The sequence below is a fragment of the Pseudomonas sp. Sample_10 genome, assembly GCF_004321495.1.
In the GTDB taxonomy this organism is placed as follows: Bacteria; Pseudomonadota; Gammaproteobacteria; order Pseudomonadales; family Pseudomonadaceae; genus Aquipseudomonas.
In genome coordinates, this window is record NZ_RCOE01000063.1 from 51,038 (window position 1) to 67,796 (window position 16,759).

Here is a 16,759-nt window from a genome sequence, read left to right on the forward strand (position 1 = left end):
GCTTGTTGGAAGACTTCCGCCGTGGCTAACGGATCAACCGATCACCTGGCGCAGATGTGTCACCTCTGTTCAATCGCTCTTTGCTCCGGAGAGGCTTCATGAACGTCGACTGGCTGAACTTCACTCCTTGGTCGTCTCTTGCAGGAGGCGCATTGATTGGTCTGGCTGCCAGTCTCTTCGTTATCTTCAACGGGCGTATCGCCGGTATCAGTGGTCTGATTGGCAGTCTTTTGCAGCGTGGGAGTGAGGGTGTGAGTGAGAAAGCACTTTTTCTCCTGGGCCTGGCCATTGCCCCGCTTGTATGGCGTTTGTTTTCCTCGCTGCCGCCAATTGAGTTCAAGAGCGGCTGGTTTGGACTTTCCTTGGCCGGCTTGATGGTGGGCATCGGTACACGATACGGCTCGGGTTGCACCAGTGGACATGGCGTTTGCGGCCTATCGCGTCTCTCGCCACGATCGATGGTCGCTACCGCGTGCTTCATGTTCAGTGGTTTCGCCACGGTGTTTATCGTGCGTCATCTGCTCGGGGGGTGAACGTGATCAAACTGAGTGCATTCATTGCAGGCTTGCTGTTCGGCATCGGCCTGCTCCTGGCTGGCATGACCAATCCGGTGAAAGTACTGGCCTTCCTGGATGTAGCCGGTGCATGGGACCCCTCCTTGGCTTTGGTCATGATCGGGGCCATTGGCATCGCCGTGGGGCCGCTAGCCTGGGCACGCCAACAATCCCGTTCGCTGCTGGGAAGGCCAATGCAGCTACCGGTCAAACGGGAGTTGGATACCCGTTTGATCGGCGGGAGTCTGGTGTTTGGAGTCGGCTGGGGATTAGCAGGCATTTGCCCCGGCCCCGCAGTGGCAATTCTGCTGACAGGACGCTGGCAAGGGATCGTGTTCATGCTGGCCATGCTGACCGGCATGTGCTTGTTTACTGTGCTGCAGGCCCGACGAAACCAATGAAGGGGAAATCGCCATAAAAACGGACACTCGAACCATAGGCCCTCGCCTTTTCGCCCACCCCACCGTTTGATGCGTGCTGCAACTGGCCTTGGAATATCTCTTTGGGAACAGTGGACACCGTTGATTTCTTCATCGATGGCTGCATGGTCTCGTTGGCAATGTTTCGTTCCCCACGCAAATGAGGACGCCAATACATGATGGACAGGTATACGGGGATGCAACAGATGATGATGGATAACATGATGAAGCATCAGAACTACATGCAAGGGCAGCCGCCGGCAAAGCCTGGACAATAGGCACTTGTACTCTGCTTTGTGAAGTGCGTTTTCGGTGGACTGGGAACGCACGCCTCTATCGCTTTTAGCGCGAACAGATTCACTCAGACCTGCCAAAGGTTTCAACGCTTGATAAGGTCAATACCGATGACCTTGATATCCTCAATGTTAGGAAACCTAGCCGTCTTGAGCGACGAGACCTTTTTGCCGACCATACCTCAACGGTATCGTACAGCACTCAAATGATATTAGACCCCGATTGCCTTCGAACTTAGCCTGTGAGTCCTCAGGCTATGCGTGCGAATAAAAATAAATGCTTTTTCGAAGCAATCATGAGTTCTCATTGTTCGATACCTCAACGCAATTCATCGCGCTGCCCGCCATGGTTCTGTTCGTTAATCGCACGACATCGCCTGCCGAGCCCCCCGCCTCAACTCATTTCTTGGCACGCTATACACACCTTGGCAATCACCGTGATTCACGCGGCTTGCCGTCGGATCATTCTGTTCAGCCAACATAAAAACAGGAGTATTCCTTGATCAATAAAACATTTGAATCAGTCGCGGCTGCACTAGACGGCATTGCCGATGGTTCGGTCCTCATGGTGGGTGGATTCGGCACTGCCGGGATGCCGTCGGAGTTGGTCGACGGCGTCATTGCTTCGGGCGCTCGCGAGCTGACCATCATCAGCAACAATGCCGGTAATGGTGAAATCGGTCTGGCTGCATTGCTCAAGGCCGGGCGTGTTGCCAAGGTCATCTGCTCGTTTCCACGCCAATCCGATTCCTATGTCTTCGACGAGCTCTACCTGGCAGGAAAGGTTCAGCTCGAAGTGGTGCCACAAGGCAACCTGGCCGAACGTATTCGCGCGGCAGGCTCTGGTATCGGTGCTTTCTATTCACCGACCGGCTACGGCACTTTGCTGGCCGAAGGTAAGGAAACCCGTGTGATCGACGGTCGCAACTACGTGCTGGAAATGCCGTTGCATGCCGATGTCGCACTGATCAAGGCCGAAAATGGCGATCGCTGGGGCAATCTCACTTACCGTAAAGCCGCGCGTAACTTTGGGCCGATCATGGCGATGGCCGCGAAAACGACAATCGCCCAGGTCAATCGGATCGTGGAGTTGGGAGAACTGGACCCCGAACACATCATTACGCCGGGAATCTTCGTTCAGCGCGTGGTCGCAGTGCCCCGCTCCCCTTTCACGAAAGCCAACGTCAACTGAGGTTCGCCATGACTGTCATGAATAAACTATCGCGTAGCGAAATGGCGCAACGTGTGGCCGACGACATTCTCGAGGGCTCTTACGTAAACCTGGGTATTGGCGTGCCTACGCTGGTGGCCAATTACCTGGGTGACAAAGAAGTGTTCCTGCACAGTGAAAACGGTGTGCTGGGCATGGGCCCGAGCCCTGCGCCGGGTGAGGAAGACGATGACCTGATCAACGCGGGCAAACAGCATGTGACACTGCTGCGAGGCGGAGCCTTTTTTCACCACGCCGATTCGTTCTCGATGATGCGTGGCGGGCACATCGACATTGCCGTGCTGGGCGCTTTCCAGGTCTCGGTCAACGGCGACCTGGCCAACTGGCACACCGGAGCCGAAGGCTCCATTCCGGCTGTGGGTGGCGCGATGGATCTCGCAACCGGCGCGCGCCAAGTGTTCGTAATGATGGATCACCTGACCAAGACGGGCGAAAGCAAATTAGTGCCGCAATGCACCTACCCGCTGACCGGCATTGGCTGCGTGACCCGGATTTATACCGACCTGGCTATCCTGGACGTCACTCCAAAAGGCTTGCAGGTCAGAGAAATTTTTGCCGATATCAGTTTTGAGGCATTGCAAACGCTCAGTGGCGTGCCACTGATTCGGTAAAGCCGGTTGGCGCCCACCCCGCGATTGGGCGCCCCTCCTCACCGAATATTCGTCCTTTATCGAACCCCTTCCCGAGCGACAGGTCTGCATCTTTATAACTCCTCGGGAATGAAGCCAATGTCCGCGCAACACACCCTTGTCGTGCTCGCTCGGGGCGGATATGCCGCTCGAGGTGTTCTGTACCTGATCATCGGTATCTTCGCTCTGCTGGCGGCACAAGACTCGACAAAACCCAAGGACAGCCACAAAAGCCTGGAGGCTTTGCTGAGCCAGCCTTTTGGTTACGTCCTGGTCGGGCTGGTGGTGGCTGGTTTACTCGCATTCGCAGGCTGGCGAGTGTTGCAGGCCATTCGCGACGTCGATCATCACGGTACGTCGCTCAAGGGTCTGGTCATTCGTGCAGGGTTGTTCGCGGGTGGTTTGATCAATGGCGCACTGGCGTTTTTTGCGCTGGGCCTGCTCATCAGTGGTATCAGAAGCTCAAGCAATTCAGGCGGCGGGAATACCCGGGATCTGCTGGCGCATCTTTTGTCGTGGGATCACTCAAACGTGTTGATCTACCTGGTGGCGCTGATCCCACTGGGTGTAGGCATTGCTCACCTCATCAAGGGGTGGAAGGCAACATTCGAGAAGTACTTCGAGGCCGACGAAGAGGTGATGCGCTACATACGTCCCGTATCTCGGTTCGGACTCATAGCCCGAGGCGTCGTGTTTATCGAGATAGCGGTGTTGCTGGTAATCGGCGGCTCACGTTATCAAGTCAAGGATCCCCCGGGCATGAAGGAAGCGCTTGATGCTCTGCAGAATCTGCCAGCGGGAAGCGTGATTCTGATGGTGATGGCTTTGGGCTTGATCGCCTTTTCGGTTTACAGTTTTTCCGAAGCCGCCTGGCGCAAAATCAATATGGATGTGCCTGGAGTCCCGGCATCGTAGTGGCATGACGGCACCTCAGGCTTTCGCTTCTTGCGTGATTGTGCCATCACGATCGGCGGCATTGGGTACTGGCAACACCCTGCCCTCGCGCACTTCAAGAATCTGGTCCGCAATGCGGATCATGGCGGGCCGATGGGACACCGCGATGACGGTTATGCCGGGGGTCAGGCTTTTCAGTACCTGGCATATTTCGGTCTCCGATTCCGGATCGAGCGCGCTGGTTGCTTCATCCAGGATCAGAAGCTTGGGGCGATGGGCCAAGGCACGTGCGATGACGATACGCTGCCTCTGGCCGCCGGACAGTTTGGCACCTCGCTCGCCGACGATCGATTGCAGCCCGCCTGGACATTCCTGCACAAACTGCCACGCGCCGGCCTGACGTAGCGCACGCTCTGCATCGTCGGCATTCAACGACCTGTCCCCCAGGGTGACGTTTGCCAGAATGCTGTCGTGCAGCAGCAAGGTTTCCTGTGTAACGTAGCCGATCATCCGCCGCCAGGCCCTCCGATCCAGGTCGTGCAAGTCACAGTCGTCTACCCTGATGCGTCCGGATTGAGGCGCGAGCAGCGAACAGATCAGGTCGAGCACGGTGGTTTTGCCTGCACCGGAAGGACCGATCATGGTGGTGAATGAACCGACCGGAAAACTCATCGACACGCCGTCGAGCACTTGCCGTCCGCCGTAGCCAAAGCTGATGTTTTCAAAAACGATATGGCGCTTCAAGGCAGGAACGCAGTTCCCTCCAACCGGCTCGGCATCGGCCACGGCATTGTCGATTGCTTCGTTGATGGCCCAATAGGCGCTCTCTTGCGCGGCCATCCGGTGATAGCGCTGTTGCGCTTTGTGCAGCAATCCCAGCATGCGCACCACCACGAATATGAGCACCATCACCGAAGACAGCGGCAGTCCGCCGATCACAAGCCCGGCGTAGAGTCCCGCGGCGGCAAGGATTGCCAGCATGGGTTCCTGCAAGGCCCGCAATGTTTCGCGGCTCATCACTTCGCGCTCCAATGCGGTGTTGAGCTCGCCGGCGTGACCGCGCAGCAAGGAATCGGCAATGTCATCCCGGGCCATGGCCTTGAGCGGTTTAACCGAAGCCAGCGTATCCGTCAGGTAGACCAGCAGCTCACGCATCAAGCGGGTCTGGCTTTTGCCCACGCGACGTGACGTCTTGACCAGTCCCCGCACGGCCACCAGCAGGACAAAACCGATCAGCAATGAGAGGAACGCTGCCTGCCAGGAGACGAAAAGCGCAATGATTGCATAGGCCGCTGCCTGGATGCCCAGCGCCAGCATATTGGCCGCATGCTCATAAGCGGTGGAAGCGCGGTAGGCTTCCGTTGCCACGGCGTTGGCCAGTGCCCCGGCAGGCTGGCGCAGATAATATTCCCAGCGACTGCCCAGCGAGGCTTTGATCAGGTCGATGCGCAGGTCGGTCGCCACATGTGCCACCGTGTAGCCAACCTGCCGATTGCCCAGCAATATCAGCAGGTTACTCAGCGTCATGCCCACGACAATAATCACCAGCATGTTGGGGATCGAGGGCTCGAGGCCGAGCGTGTCCATGACGGCGAAGACCTGAACCGCCAGCTTTGAATGCGGCTGGTCTTCAAGCACCGCCGATATCAGTGGCAGCATTGTGCTCAGGCTGACGCTTTCGACCACCCCTGCCAGCAGCAAACTCAGGAGCATCAGGACGGTACGGGCCGGATAAGAGCGGCCAAAGGCAAAAATAATCCGCATGAGTGTCGTTCACTATGACGTAGGTAAAGATTAGCTCACCGACAGCTCGCGACACTGTTCAAGCGCCCACTGTGACGAGGTGCACCGGGCTACGCAATGACGCGAAGGCCTCGATGATCTGGTCTATTTGCTCGGGTGTATGGGCCGCGCTGACGCTGCAACGTATCAGGGTGACGGCACCGGGCGTCGCTGGAGGCAGGACCAGATTGACATAGACGCCCTTCTCTATCAGCGCTCGCCAGAAGGCCAGCCCCTCGTGTGGCGACTTCAGCATCACGGCAATCACCGGACTGGCTTGTGGCCCCAATTGGTAGCCTGACTCTGCCAACCCCTGATAAAGCCGCCGGGCATTCGTCCACAGCTGACGTCGCAGCTCCGGACGTTCCTTGATGGCCTTGAGCGCTGACCTCACGGAGGCAATGGCCGAGGGCGCGGGTGAAGCGGTAAAGATATAGGGCCTGCTGGCGTAGCGAAGCAGGTCCATTTGCGCATCGTGACAAGCAGCGAAGCCACCGACCGCGCCCAGGCTCTTGCTGAACGTGCCCAACAGAATGTCGACTTCCGAGTCCACCCCCAACTCTTCGGCCAGCCCTCGCCCCTTGGCACCCAGCACACCGAAGGAATGCGCCTCGTCTACCAGCAGGTAACCTCCGAGACGACGCTTGACCTCGACTATTTCTCTGAGCGGAGCCTGATCACCCAGCATGCTGTAGATGCCTTCCACCAGGATAATCGCTTCGCGCGCGCGGTCGCCGAGCCGGACCATGCGCCGCTCCAGATCAGCGACATCGTTATGGCGAAAGCGGATGATCTCTGCACCACCCAGCTTGCAAGCGTCGTAGATGCTCGCGTGGCAATCGGCGTCAAGCAACACCACTTCGCGCGCGCTCGCCAGGGTCCCGATGACACCCAGATTGGCGACATAACCTGTGGAGAACACAATGACGGAACGCCGCCCGAGAAAATCGACAAGTTCCTCCTCCAGCGCGCTGTGTCCGGCGTAACTGCCATTGGCCATACGAGAACCGGTGGTGCCGGTCCCTTCAAGCTCCAGCGAGCGCTGCGCCGCCTTGATGCCGTCGGGATCGAATGTCAGCCCGAGATAATTATTGGTACCCGCCAGTATGACTCTCTTCCCCTGGATACTGCCCTCTGTCGGGGAGTACATCTCGTCGATGCGAATTCCAAAAGGATGCGAATCCGAGAGGCTGGCGCGTTCCGCCGCCAGTTTGCCGAACTTGTCAAACAGTCCCATCGGCATGCTCCATCAAGTTGAGAATCGCGTGGGACAGCTGTGCAGGCGTTCGCACATCCATCAGGATGTTGAGGTGGATCGAGATGTCGAATTCGTCCTCCAGCTCCATCAGCATGTCCATCACCTTTATCGACTCCATCCCCAGGTCCTGGGCCAAATCGGTATCCGGGTAGATTGGCGTCCCGGGAGGTGCAAGCCGCCCGATGAGCATTATCACCCGTTCGAGTATCGCTTCTTGTGTGATCATCGTGGGTTTCCTTGAGTTCAGTGGCTCTTTGCCCGCTCAGAACATGTGATTGCGCAACGCTTGCCTTAACAGTATCTGCGGCTCCCAGCCCAATGACGCGCTGATGCGCGCATTGCTGCAGGTCCAGTCCGGGTGCATCAGTTCATTGACTTTGCCGGGGGTCAGCATGGGTGCCCGGCGGGTGAACCGGGACAGCACCAGGTTCGCTCGTGCAAGGCCTTTCAGTACCCCGGCAGGCACTGCGGCTTGCCGTACCGGCGCATGGCGGATATCGCAAGCGATGCCGGCCAGGCTTGCCCAGTCGTACCCTTGCACCTGGCCATCACACAACTCAAAGGTCTGCGATTGCACGACAGGTGCGTCCAACCACTGCATGACGGCACTGACCAAATCGTCCACATGCAGAAAGCTGAACTGTGAATCGTCTCGACCGAGGGTTACCAGCCAGCCGCGCAAGAGCCAGTCGAACAGCGGACGCAACTCGCGGTCACCGGGACCGTATACGGCGGTCGGCCTGAAAATACACACGGGAATCGCTCCGGCAGCGGCCTTTACCTGGCGTTCGCCTTCGAATTTGGAAGCGGCGTACCAGGACAATGTCGGATGGCGCGCCGCAAGGGACGAGATCAGCAGAAAACGCTCGCAACTGCCGTTAAGGCGTGTCGCCTCCATCAAGTGTTTGCTGCCCTGCACGTTGACCGAGTCGAAATCCCGGGCAGCCCGGCCCCTGACCTTGCCAGCGCAGTGAATAACCGCATCTGCGCCCCGGGTAAGCTCGGCAAGGGCCGGCTCATCTTCCAGTGTTCCCTTGATCCACTTCGTTCCATCCTCTGCCGTACCGCTCCCGGAGCGAGCCAACGCTCGTACCTCCACGCCTCGGGCAACAAGTCGTTCGCGCAGGACGCTGCCGATGAAGCCAGTGGCGCCAGTCAGCGCAACCACGCGAGCGCTCACGTCGTCTCCAGTGCCGGACAGGGAAGAACAGCGTTGGCCTGGGCCATGAACCGTTCGAGGGCTTCGGCGCGAGAGGGTTTGCCCGAAGAGGTTCGTGGCAATGAATGAGGTGGCACAAGGTGTACGTCGGCAGCAAGGCCGAACTCACTGATGATCTTGGCCAGCAGTGTCCGGACCAATTGCTCGCGGATTTCCGGCTCACGGACCCGGCATTGAACCTGGACCACGACCTGAGGCTCATCATCGCCGGGCACGACAAACACGATGGCATCGCCAGGCCTCAGATCGGGTTCGGACTCCACCAGGTATTCGATATCCTGCGGCCAGATGTTTCGGCCCCGGACTATGAGCAAATCCTTGCGCCGGCCAGTGATATGCAGCTCGCCCCCGGACAGATAGCCCAGGTCACCGGTGTCGAGCCAGCCATCTTTCAAGGCTGCCTGGGTATTTTGGGGATCATTGAAATAACCCGACATGACGCTGGGCCCCCAGACGAATATCTGGCCTACCTCGCGCTCTGCGACCACTCGCCCCGCCGCGTTGCGAATTTCCACGCGATGCCCTGGCAATGGCGCACCACAATTGGTAAACGCACAGCTTCCCGGATCATCGGCAGCACATTTCTGCGCCCTGAGCTGATGTTCCAATGCCTGGCGAGCGACATGATCCACCAGCACCCCTGCCCCGCGGCGGGCGAAGCAGACGGCCAGGGTGCTCTCCGCCAGACCGTAGCAAGGCGTGAATGCAGCCGCATTGAATCCCGTGTCGAGAAAACAATCCGCGAAACGGCGTAACACCGATGCCCGAATGGGCTCCGCCCCAATCCCCGCGACACGCCAGCAGGAGAGATCCAATACGGCTTTATCCGGGTCCCGGACTCGCCGGGTGCAGAGGTCATAGCCAAACGGCGGGGCAACCGAAACATTCACCCGATTCTGGCTTATCAGTTTGAGCCATTGCCCGGGTCGCGTGGCGAAATCCCGGGTGTGCAAGTAGTCGACTGTCAATTGTGCCGCCATGGGCGCCAGGACAAAGCCCACCAGCCCCATGTCATGATAAAAGGGCAGCCATGACGCACATCGGTCCCCCGGACGAACGCCGATACCGTTCACGACGATGCCTCTGATGTTGGCCATCACCGCACGCTGGGTAATGATCACGCCACGAGGAAATCGGGTGCTGCCGGATGTGTATTGCAGGTAGGCGATGTCCTCCGGCAACACGCGGGGAAGCGTCTGCACGGGAGGCAAAGCGCTCAATTGCTGGACAGTCCCGACGAACGCCTGAAGCGAGGTCCCCAGCGCTTCCCGTGCATAGGGAAGCCATTCCTCCTGTCCGAGGACGGCTGCCGGCGTGCAATTGGCGAACAGTCCTTTCAGCTTTTCCACGTAGGAATGATGGCTTCCCAAACTGGATGGCACCAAAAGAGGAACGGCGATCAGGCCCGCGTATTGGCAAGCGAAAAACGACTCGATAAAGCTTTGGTGCGTATCGGCGATGAGTGCGACCCGATCACCCTTCTTCAACTTGAGCCCAAGTAGACGTTTAGCCAGCGCGACAGCATTGCTTTTGAGCTCAGCGTATTCAACCGCAGCAATCAAGTGGCAATGCCTGTCGTAGAAGTTCATCCCGGTCTGACCAGACGCGGCATAATCGAGTGCTTCCACTAGCGTGGAAAAGTCCGCGAGACGTTGAGTGAGTGCCTGTTTTGCAACGGTTGCAGACATAAGGAAACACCCATCCATTTAGCCCGAGTAAGGATAAGTCAAATAGCGGGTCGACCCCCTGCGCCAGTAAAACACTTGTCGTTTTACTGCCCCGTTGCCGTTTCCATGGAGTCCAAGCTCCAGGGATAACCGGCTCGCAGAAGATCTTTCGGCTTTTTCAAGTATTTACAAAGCCTAACGCAATACTAATCGGCATCTGGGTGATCGCAAATTTTTTCCCGGATGAGCGACGACCGGCGAACATCGCATGTAGCTGTAGCACCTCGTTCTCAAATGCGACAGCCATCGAAAAGTACAGGGTATTTAAGCCTTGGAGGCGCATTCACGCCAATATTTAGATCACGCGCGCCCGACGCCAAAAGTTCAGCTACGCTCTGACGGCAAATCCGAAGAGAAGCTAGTTCAACTGCTACCGACTTTTGGGCCAACGATGATCAATAAGAAGTTGCCAATCATTACGCGACCCGTCCTTACACGTTTGGAACTCAAGACATTCATCAGCTTCCCCGGCACTCTTTATCGCAACGATCCTTGCTGGATCGAGCCGATCCATTACGAGCGCCAGGAACTCCTTTCCAAAAAGAACCCGGCGTCGTCCCATTTAACGTGGCAGGCGTGGCTGGCCTGGTCGGGAACGGAAGTCGTGGGGCGTATCACGGCACAGATCGACAGCCTTCACCGGCAATTGCACGGCAATGATTCCGGGCACTTCGGGATGTTTGAAGCCGTGGATGACCCGGCCGTAGTCGACAGCCTGTTCGCGGCAGCTGAGGCCTGGTTGCGCGAACGTGGCGCCGCGCGTATCACCGGTCCGTTCAATCTGACCATTAACCAGGAAAGCGGGTTATTGGTGGAAGGATTCGATCATCCCCCCTCTGCGATGATGGGACACGGACAGCCCTACTATGATCAAAGGCTCACCGCCATCGGCTATCGGCAAGCCACGGACCTGCTGGCCTACTGGATGCGCACCGACCAATTGCACTTTCCGCCGGCCTTGTCGGCGATGATGGCGCGCGAGCGAAAGCGCGTGGTGGTCAGGCCTCTGGACACCCGTCAGTTCCGGCGCGACATGCGCATCCTGCGTGAAATATTCAATGACGCCTGGAGCCGTAATTGGGGGTTTGTACCTTTCACCGAATCCGAATTTTTCGAGCTTGGCAGCCAGTTGAGGTTGTTGGTCCCCAAAGACCTGTTGTACATCGCTGAAGTCGATGGCGACCCCTGCGCTTTTATCGTGGCCATCCCTAACATCAACGAGGCGATCGCCTCTCTCAAAGGACAATTGCTGCCCTTTGGCTGGCTGCGGCTGTTGTGGCGGCTTTATGGCAAGGGCACGCGCACCGCACGCGTGCCCCTGATGGGCGTCAAGCAGCGTTACCAGTTCAGCCGCTTGGGACCAACACTCGCCCTGCTGTTGATCGAAGCGCTCAAGCCACCCTTCGTCAAACGGGGCATTGAAGCGTTGGAGATGTCCTGGATCCTGGAGTCAAACGCGGTGATGCGCAAAATCCTCGTCCAGATCGGTGCCACCCCTTACAAGCGCTACCGGATCTATGAAAAGCACATCTGAGGCGAAACAATTCACTGCGCTGGTGCTGGCAGCGGACAGGGGCTCGGCCGATCCGGTTGCTGCAATGGCCGGGACCAGCTGCAAGGCCTTGGTGCCGGTGGCCGGAATACCCATGGTCTGTCGGGTGGTCGGGGCGTTGCAGGACAGCGAGTGGATTGATCGAATCGTACTGGTAGGTCCTGCGCAAAACTTACTCGCGCAAGATGCCTCAATGACGCAACTGCTCGACAGCGCCGGTGTCGGTTGGCTGGAACCCGCCAACTCGCCCAGTGTTAGCGCCGCACAAGCCCTGGCGCTTCAGCCCGCAGACAGACCGGTGTTGGTGACAACCGCGGACCACGCACTGCTTTGCCGGGAGATGGTCGACTACTTTCTACAGCACGCGGCCTCGGGGGGGCATGATTTTGTGGTGGCGGTGACGCCCCTGGACACGGTTCTGGCGCGCTTTCCAGGCACCCGGCGCACCGGCATCCGGCTGCGCGGCGGCCCGTATTGCGGCAGCAATTTGTTTGCGTTCATGACCGAGGACGCCCGCCGGCTCGCCAGCTTCTGGCAACGGGTCGAACAGGACCGCAAAAACCCTCGACGCGTCATTGCCGGTGCGCTGGGCTTTACAGGCGTTTTGCGCTACCTGATGGGCCGGTTGACCCTGGAACAAGCGCTACAACAGCTTTCCAGCAAGTTGGGGGTGAGTATCGGCGCGGTGATCATGCCCTTTGCGGAGGCCGCTATCGATGTCGATTCGCCGCTGGATTATCAAATGGTGGAGCGGTTTCATGCGCAGAAAAATCAGTCGATACCGAGCGGTTCCTGATGGATCTGGATGGCAACGCTCCGCGGTTTCGCGAGCGTTGGCAGGGTCCGGATTATGTTTCTGATCGAACGCTATGTGATCGCCGAGATCCGTCGACCGGTGTTGGTGATGGTCAGCATCCTGGTGTTCATCTTTGCCAGTTATTCCGCAGAGCGCTACCTGTCTGACGCGGTACAGGGAACCCTCGCTTTGCAGGCCGTGCTGCAAATGGTGTTCTACAAGGTACTGATTGCGCTGGAAATGCTGGTGCCGGTGGCGTTGTATGCCTCGGTGACCCTGGCGGTCGGGCGCCTGTGCCACGATTCCGAAATCATTGCGATATCGGCCTCGGGGGCAAACCCGCTGCGCATCTATCGGGCTGTCCTGTTATTGGCAATACCGATCTCGCTGGCGGTGGCCATGCTCTCGCTTTACGGGCGCCCCTGGGCCTATACGCAGGCCTATGTACTGGAACAGCAGTCGCGAACAGATCTGGACGTCAATCATCTGCAAGCGCAACGCTTCAACCTGAATAACGAAAACGGCAGGATGATTCTGGCAGAGCGGATCGATCGCACCGATGGCCGGCTCCACGATGTACTGATCTATGACCCGGGCGACTCGAAAACCCGTGTGTTTCGTTCCGCACAAGCGCGCATTCTGGATCCCGATCCAGACGATCCGGTCGTGGAACTGACGCAAGGCCATTCCTACTTGCTCAAGCACAGCACCTCAAAGGATATTTCAGAAAAATTCGAGCACATGCGGCTGCACTTGCTGCCCATCGAAAGGGCTGCCGAAGGTAAGCGCAAGGCGGCTCCCAACCAGGTGCTGGAGGCTTCCAGCGCACCGTTGGACAAGGCCGAACTGCAGTGGCGCCAGACGCGGGGCGTGAGCGCGACCATCCTTGCATTACTCGCCATTCCGTTGAGCCGCACCCGGCCCAGACAGGGACGATTCGCCACCCTGCTGCCCGTAACAGCCGCGTTCGCCCTGATTTATTACGCAGCGGACATCTGCAAGACAATGGTGGGCAACAGCACCTTGCCCCTGTACCCGGGGTTGTGGATCGTGCCGCTGTTGATGAGTCTGGCGCTGCTGATTTTCCTGGCGCGGGATCTGGCACTCTTTCGGTTCGGCCTGCGATGAAAATCCTCGATCGCTACATCACCCGTCATGTGTTCTTCGGTTTCGCCGCTGCCGCAGCGCTGTTGCTGCCGTTGTTCACCACCCTCGACCTGGTGGGCGAACTCGATGATGTGACTGCTGACGGCTACCGATTGAGCCAGGCCATCGAAGTCGTCTTCATGACCCTGCCCCGTCGTATCGTCGAGCTTGGCCCGTTCATCGCCCTGCTCGGCGGCATTGCCGCGCTCGGGCAGTTGGCCGCCACCCGGGAACTGACTGTCATGCGCGCCACTGGCCTGTCGATTGCCCGCATCGGGTTCACGGCGACGCTGGCCGGGCTCGCGCTGGCGTTGGCATGGGCGGCGCTGGATGAATGGGTGGCCTCTCCCCTGCAGCAAAATGGCCTGGAGTTGCGCAACGAAGCCATGTCCGCCGGTGCTCAGGCCAGCAACGACCAGGGAAGCGTCTGGGCTCGCCAGGACGACCAAATCGTGCGGGTGGGCAATCTTCAGCACAAACGGCTGCCGGTCAATATCGAAATCTTCCGGTTCGACAACGACCACTCACTGGTGTCCTACCTCTTTGCAGAGTCGGCGGACATACAGGACGCAGGCCAATGGCGTTTGAACAACGTCCAGGTCAAACAGTGGGATCAGGGCACCGAAACGACACAGCAACTCGATCATATGGTTTGGCATTCGATTTTTGGCGGAGCGCGACTGGGCGACATTACCCTGCCGACTGAAAGCCTGTCCGTGCGCCAACTCTATCGTTACATCGCCTACCTCAAAGGCTCGGGCCAGCCCTCGGCGCAATATGAAATGGCGATGTGGCAAAAACTCGGGCGGCCGATCCTGACCCTGGCGATGATCCTGTTCGCCATCCCGTTTGCCTTCGCACAACCGCGCTCACCCAACCTGGGGGCGCGGCTGGCGTTGGGTGCGCTGGTCGGGTTAATGGTCTATGTAAGTAATCAGATCATCGTAAACCTTGGTCTTCTGCTAAAGATGAACACACTGATCACTACCTTGGGGCCGGCACTGGTCTTGCTCGCGGTGGCGATCGGGATGGTGGGTTACATGGACCGGGGCAGTCGCTGAGACTGCCCACGCTATTTCAATGAACAGGGCGCTGAACAATGAAGACTCTCGTATACCTGATCTGTAGCAGCCCGGTGCGTCTGTGGGGCCTCACCTCCAGAGAACGAGTGGGCCGTATGCTCGCAAAGTTTCCCGACGCCCACCTCTGCGATGCAGGCGAGCCATTGCCGGCACAAGGCGAGGTCGTGCTGCTGCGCGAAGATTACCTTTACGATGATCGGGTGTTGCGGGGGTTGTTGAAAACGCCTGAGGTCGCCCTGCAAGACCCCAAGACCGGCGCCATCGTCGCCGCCCATGCCAGCGTGGAGCGACTCGCGCACCTGCCCAGCCTGGATACCGACGCCGTCGCCGGATTGCGTAAAGTGGTTCCCGCTACCGTGGCCACCGCCATGCAGACCCAACTGCGCAAGTTCGATCCTCCGTGGGTCGCGCAAATCACCGACAGCAATCAAGCGCACCTTGAAAAGTCGCTGTTCAACGGATCCTACAAAGGTGTCACCGACTTCATAACCCGAGCGATCTGGCCTGTCCCGGCGCGCTGGGCCACCGTCTGGTGCGTGCGGCTTGGGCTCAGCCCCAACCAGGTCACGGCAGCCAGCTATGTGCTGGCTATTCTGGCGGGTGTGCTGTTCTGGCACGGGCATTTCGGTGCGGGCCTGGTGGCCGGCTGGCTGATGACGTTTCTCGATACGGTCGACGGCAAACTGGCACGTGTCACTGTCACCTCCACCCGCTTCGGCAATATTTTCGACCATGGCCTGGACCTGATTCACCCGCCGCTCTGGTATATCGCCTGGGGAATGGGCTATGCGGCGACCTGGGACTCGGACATTCCGCTCAACCCCGTGCTCTGGGCCATTTTCCTGGGCTATGTCGCAGGTCGGTTGTGCGAAGGTGCGTTCAAGTTCGCCGCGCCCTTTTCAATGTTTCTGTGGCGCCCGTTCGACTCGCTCAACAGGCTTGTCACTGCGCGGCGTAATCCCAATCTACTGATACTGACCTGCTTGTGGGCGGTGGATGCCCATGACACTGGATTGATTTGGGTGGCCGTCTGGACCTGTGTTTCGACACTGGTGCTGGGGGTTCGCACAGTGTCCGCCATTGTCTTGAAACACCGGGGCCACCCGCCGCAGCCCTGGCTCAGCCGAATCGACATGGCCGCCGAGCGCGACCGCTTGATCGTGCGGATGTTTGCGCCACGCTCGGGTCTCAATGATGCGTGACGCTTGTCCGCGGCCGCAGAAAATCGGCATCTTGCTCAACCCTTGCAGCGGCACCCTGCGACGTGCCTTGCCCAGGTTTCGTCTGCTCGCCCGCGACGTCCCCGGCGCCTCTGTGCTCGAAGCCACCTCGGCCGATGAGATCGCCGATGCCGTGTGCGACTTCCAGCTCCAGGAGAGTGACCTGCTGGTCGTTGTGGGTGGCGACGGGACCTTGCAGGCCGCGATCTCCTTTCTGCTGAGCCAAGAACCTGCGTGCCTGCCAACCGTACTGGTCATTCCGGGTGGCACCACCAATATGAGCGCGATCGATCTGGGGGCGCGCCTGAGCGCCGAAAAGGCCTTGACGGGCTTATCCGCTTGGCTCGCCGGCGATGCAACCGCCGCAAAAGTCGTATCGCGTGCTGCGCTTCGCGTTGATAGCGGGTTGCAACATGCGGCGCAATTCGGAATGTTCTTCGGCGTCGGCGCAGTCGTGAACGGCGTGCGTTACTACCATCGAACGCTGCGGCCCAAGCGCGTACCCGGGGCGCTGGGGCCGACACTGGCCTTGGGTCGAATGCTGTTTTCTGCGCTGCACAACCTGCCACACGACCTGTTTTGCGCGTTGCCCGCCCGCCTGGGCACTCATCGTGGTGTCTGGGAACGTGACTGGCTGGTGGTGTTTGCCACCACCCTGGACCGTCTTCTTGCCGGAAGCAGACCCTATTGGGGCACCGAACCGCAGCCCATACATCTGACCGCCATCGCGCATCGGCCCCGGCGCCTGGCCCTGGTCCTGCCGCTCTTGCTCTGGGGCCGGGCCGTCTCGCTGATCAAGGAGCAAGATGGCTACTTCAGCCACAATTTCACCCGGATGGATCTCGGTGGCGCTGACGAATACGTGCTCGACGGTGAAATTTTTCCAGCACAAGGCACGATCACCCTGGCCGCCACGGCCCCGATCCGCTTCATGACCTTTTAGGACCCCTGAGAGCC

16 protein-coding genes are annotated in these 16,759 nt (G+C 59.0%); 11 read left to right on the forward strand and 5 right to left on the reverse strand.

From position 1 onward, the window contains the following. Positions 1 to 98 precede the first annotated feature (98 nt). The 5 genes from D8U18_RS05440 (at position 99) to D8U18_RS05460 (ending at position 4,041) form a co-directional block, all read left to right on the forward strand. Complete coding sequence (locus D8U18_RS05440) at positions 99 to 533, forward strand: YeeE/YedE family protein (RefSeq protein WP_056855346.1); 435 nt, start codon at positions 99 to 101, stop codon at positions 531 to 533. A 2-nt stretch (positions 534 to 535) separates the two neighbouring features. After that, on the forward strand, positions 536 to 955 hold the full coding sequence (locus D8U18_RS05445; RefSeq protein WP_056855589.1) for a DUF6691 family protein: 420 nt from the start codon (positions 536 to 538) through the stop codon (positions 953 to 955). Positions 956 to 1,765: 810 nt separating this feature from the next. Next, on the forward strand, positions 1,766 to 2,458 hold the full coding sequence (locus D8U18_RS05450) for a 3-oxoacid CoA-transferase subunit A (RefSeq protein WP_056855348.1): 693 nt from the start codon (positions 1,766 to 1,768) through the stop codon (positions 2,456 to 2,458). Between the two features lie 8 nt (positions 2,459 to 2,466). After that, a complete protein-coding gene (locus tag D8U18_RS05455) occupies positions 2,467 to 3,108 on the forward strand; it encodes a 3-oxoacid CoA-transferase subunit B (RefSeq protein WP_056855349.1) in 642 nt (213 codons plus the stop codon). 117 nt (positions 3,109 to 3,225) lie between these two features. Continuing rightward, complete coding sequence (locus tag D8U18_RS05460) at positions 3,226 to 4,041, forward strand: DUF1206 domain-containing protein (protein ID WP_130931784.1); 816 nt, start codon at positions 3,226 to 3,228, stop codon at positions 4,039 to 4,041. 15 nt (positions 4,042 to 4,056) lie between these two features. Here the strand turns inward: D8U18_RS05460 and D8U18_RS05465 are convergent, their stop codons facing one another. From D8U18_RS05465 to D8U18_RS05485, 5 genes are read right to left on the reverse strand one after another with little or no spacing between them, the layout of a single operon-like run. Continuing rightward, positions 4,057 to 5,784: an ABC transporter ATP-binding protein gene (locus tag D8U18_RS05465; protein WP_130907579.1), complete on the reverse strand. Its 1,728-nt coding sequence runs from the start codon at positions 5,782 to 5,784 to the stop codon at positions 4,057 to 4,059. A 58-nt stretch (positions 5,785 to 5,842) separates the two neighbouring features. After that, the gene (locus D8U18_RS05470; RefSeq protein WP_131107226.1) at positions 5,843 to 7,039 is read right to left on the reverse strand and encodes an aminotransferase class I/II-fold pyridoxal phosphate-dependent enzyme; all 1,197 of its coding nucleotides are present in this window, start codon (positions 7,037 to 7,039) and stop codon (positions 5,843 to 5,845) included. After that, positions 7,026 to 7,286, reverse strand: coding sequence for an acyl carrier protein (locus D8U18_RS05475; protein WP_056855353.1), 261 nt, complete (start codon positions 7,284 to 7,286; stop codon positions 7,026 to 7,028). Before D8U18_RS05475 ends, D8U18_RS05470 begins: the two co-directional genes overlap by 14 nt. 36 nt (positions 7,287 to 7,322) lie before the next feature. Then, positions 7,323 to 8,240, reverse strand: a complete 918-nt coding sequence (locus tag D8U18_RS05480; protein ID WP_177434995.1) for an NAD(P)-dependent oxidoreductase — start codon at positions 8,238 to 8,240, stop codon at positions 7,323 to 7,325. Next, positions 8,237 to 9,967, reverse strand: coding sequence for a fatty acyl-AMP ligase (locus D8U18_RS05485; protein WP_131107227.1), 1,731 nt, complete (start codon positions 9,965 to 9,967; stop codon positions 8,237 to 8,239). Before D8U18_RS05485 ends, D8U18_RS05480 begins: the two co-directional genes overlap by 4 nt. A 430-nt stretch (positions 9,968 to 10,397) precedes the next feature. On the opposite strand from D8U18_RS05485, the gene D8U18_RS05490 reads away from it, so the two are divergent. The 6 genes from D8U18_RS05490 (at position 10,398) to D8U18_RS05515 (ending at position 16,745) form a co-directional block, all read left to right on the forward strand. Next, positions 10,398 to 11,540, forward strand: a complete 1,143-nt coding sequence (locus tag D8U18_RS05490) for a hypothetical protein (RefSeq protein ID WP_056855356.1) — start codon at positions 10,398 to 10,400, stop codon at positions 11,538 to 11,540. After that, complete coding sequence (locus tag D8U18_RS05495) at positions 11,524 to 12,354, forward strand: nucleotidyltransferase family protein (protein ID WP_130904848.1); 831 nt, start codon at positions 11,524 to 11,526, stop codon at positions 12,352 to 12,354. The genes D8U18_RS05490 and D8U18_RS05495 overlap by 17 nt, the downstream gene beginning before the upstream one ends. A gap of 54 nt (positions 12,355 to 12,408) precedes the next feature. Continuing rightward, complete coding sequence (gene lptF, locus D8U18_RS05500; RefSeq protein WP_056855358.1) at positions 12,409 to 13,482, forward strand: LPS export ABC transporter permease LptF; 1,074 nt, start codon at positions 12,409 to 12,411, stop codon at positions 13,480 to 13,482. Then, complete coding sequence (gene lptG / locus D8U18_RS05505) at positions 13,479 to 14,561, forward strand: LPS export ABC transporter permease LptG (protein WP_131107228.1); 1,083 nt, start codon at positions 13,479 to 13,481, stop codon at positions 14,559 to 14,561. The genes lptF and lptG overlap by 4 nt, the downstream gene beginning before the upstream one ends. A 116-nt stretch (positions 14,562 to 14,677) precedes the next feature. Beyond that, entirely contained in the window at positions 14,678 to 15,784 is a 1,107-nt protein-coding gene (locus tag D8U18_RS05510; RefSeq protein ID WP_241664294.1) for a CDP-alcohol phosphatidyltransferase family protein, read from the forward strand. Next, positions 15,774 to 16,745 (forward strand): acylglycerol kinase family protein, encoded by a 972-nt coding sequence (locus tag D8U18_RS05515; protein ID WP_241664295.1) that lies wholly within the window; start codon positions 15,774 to 15,776, stop codon positions 16,743 to 16,745. Before D8U18_RS05510 ends, D8U18_RS05515 begins: the two co-directional genes overlap by 11 nt. The last annotated feature ends 14 nt before the right edge of the window (positions 16,746 to 16,759 follow it).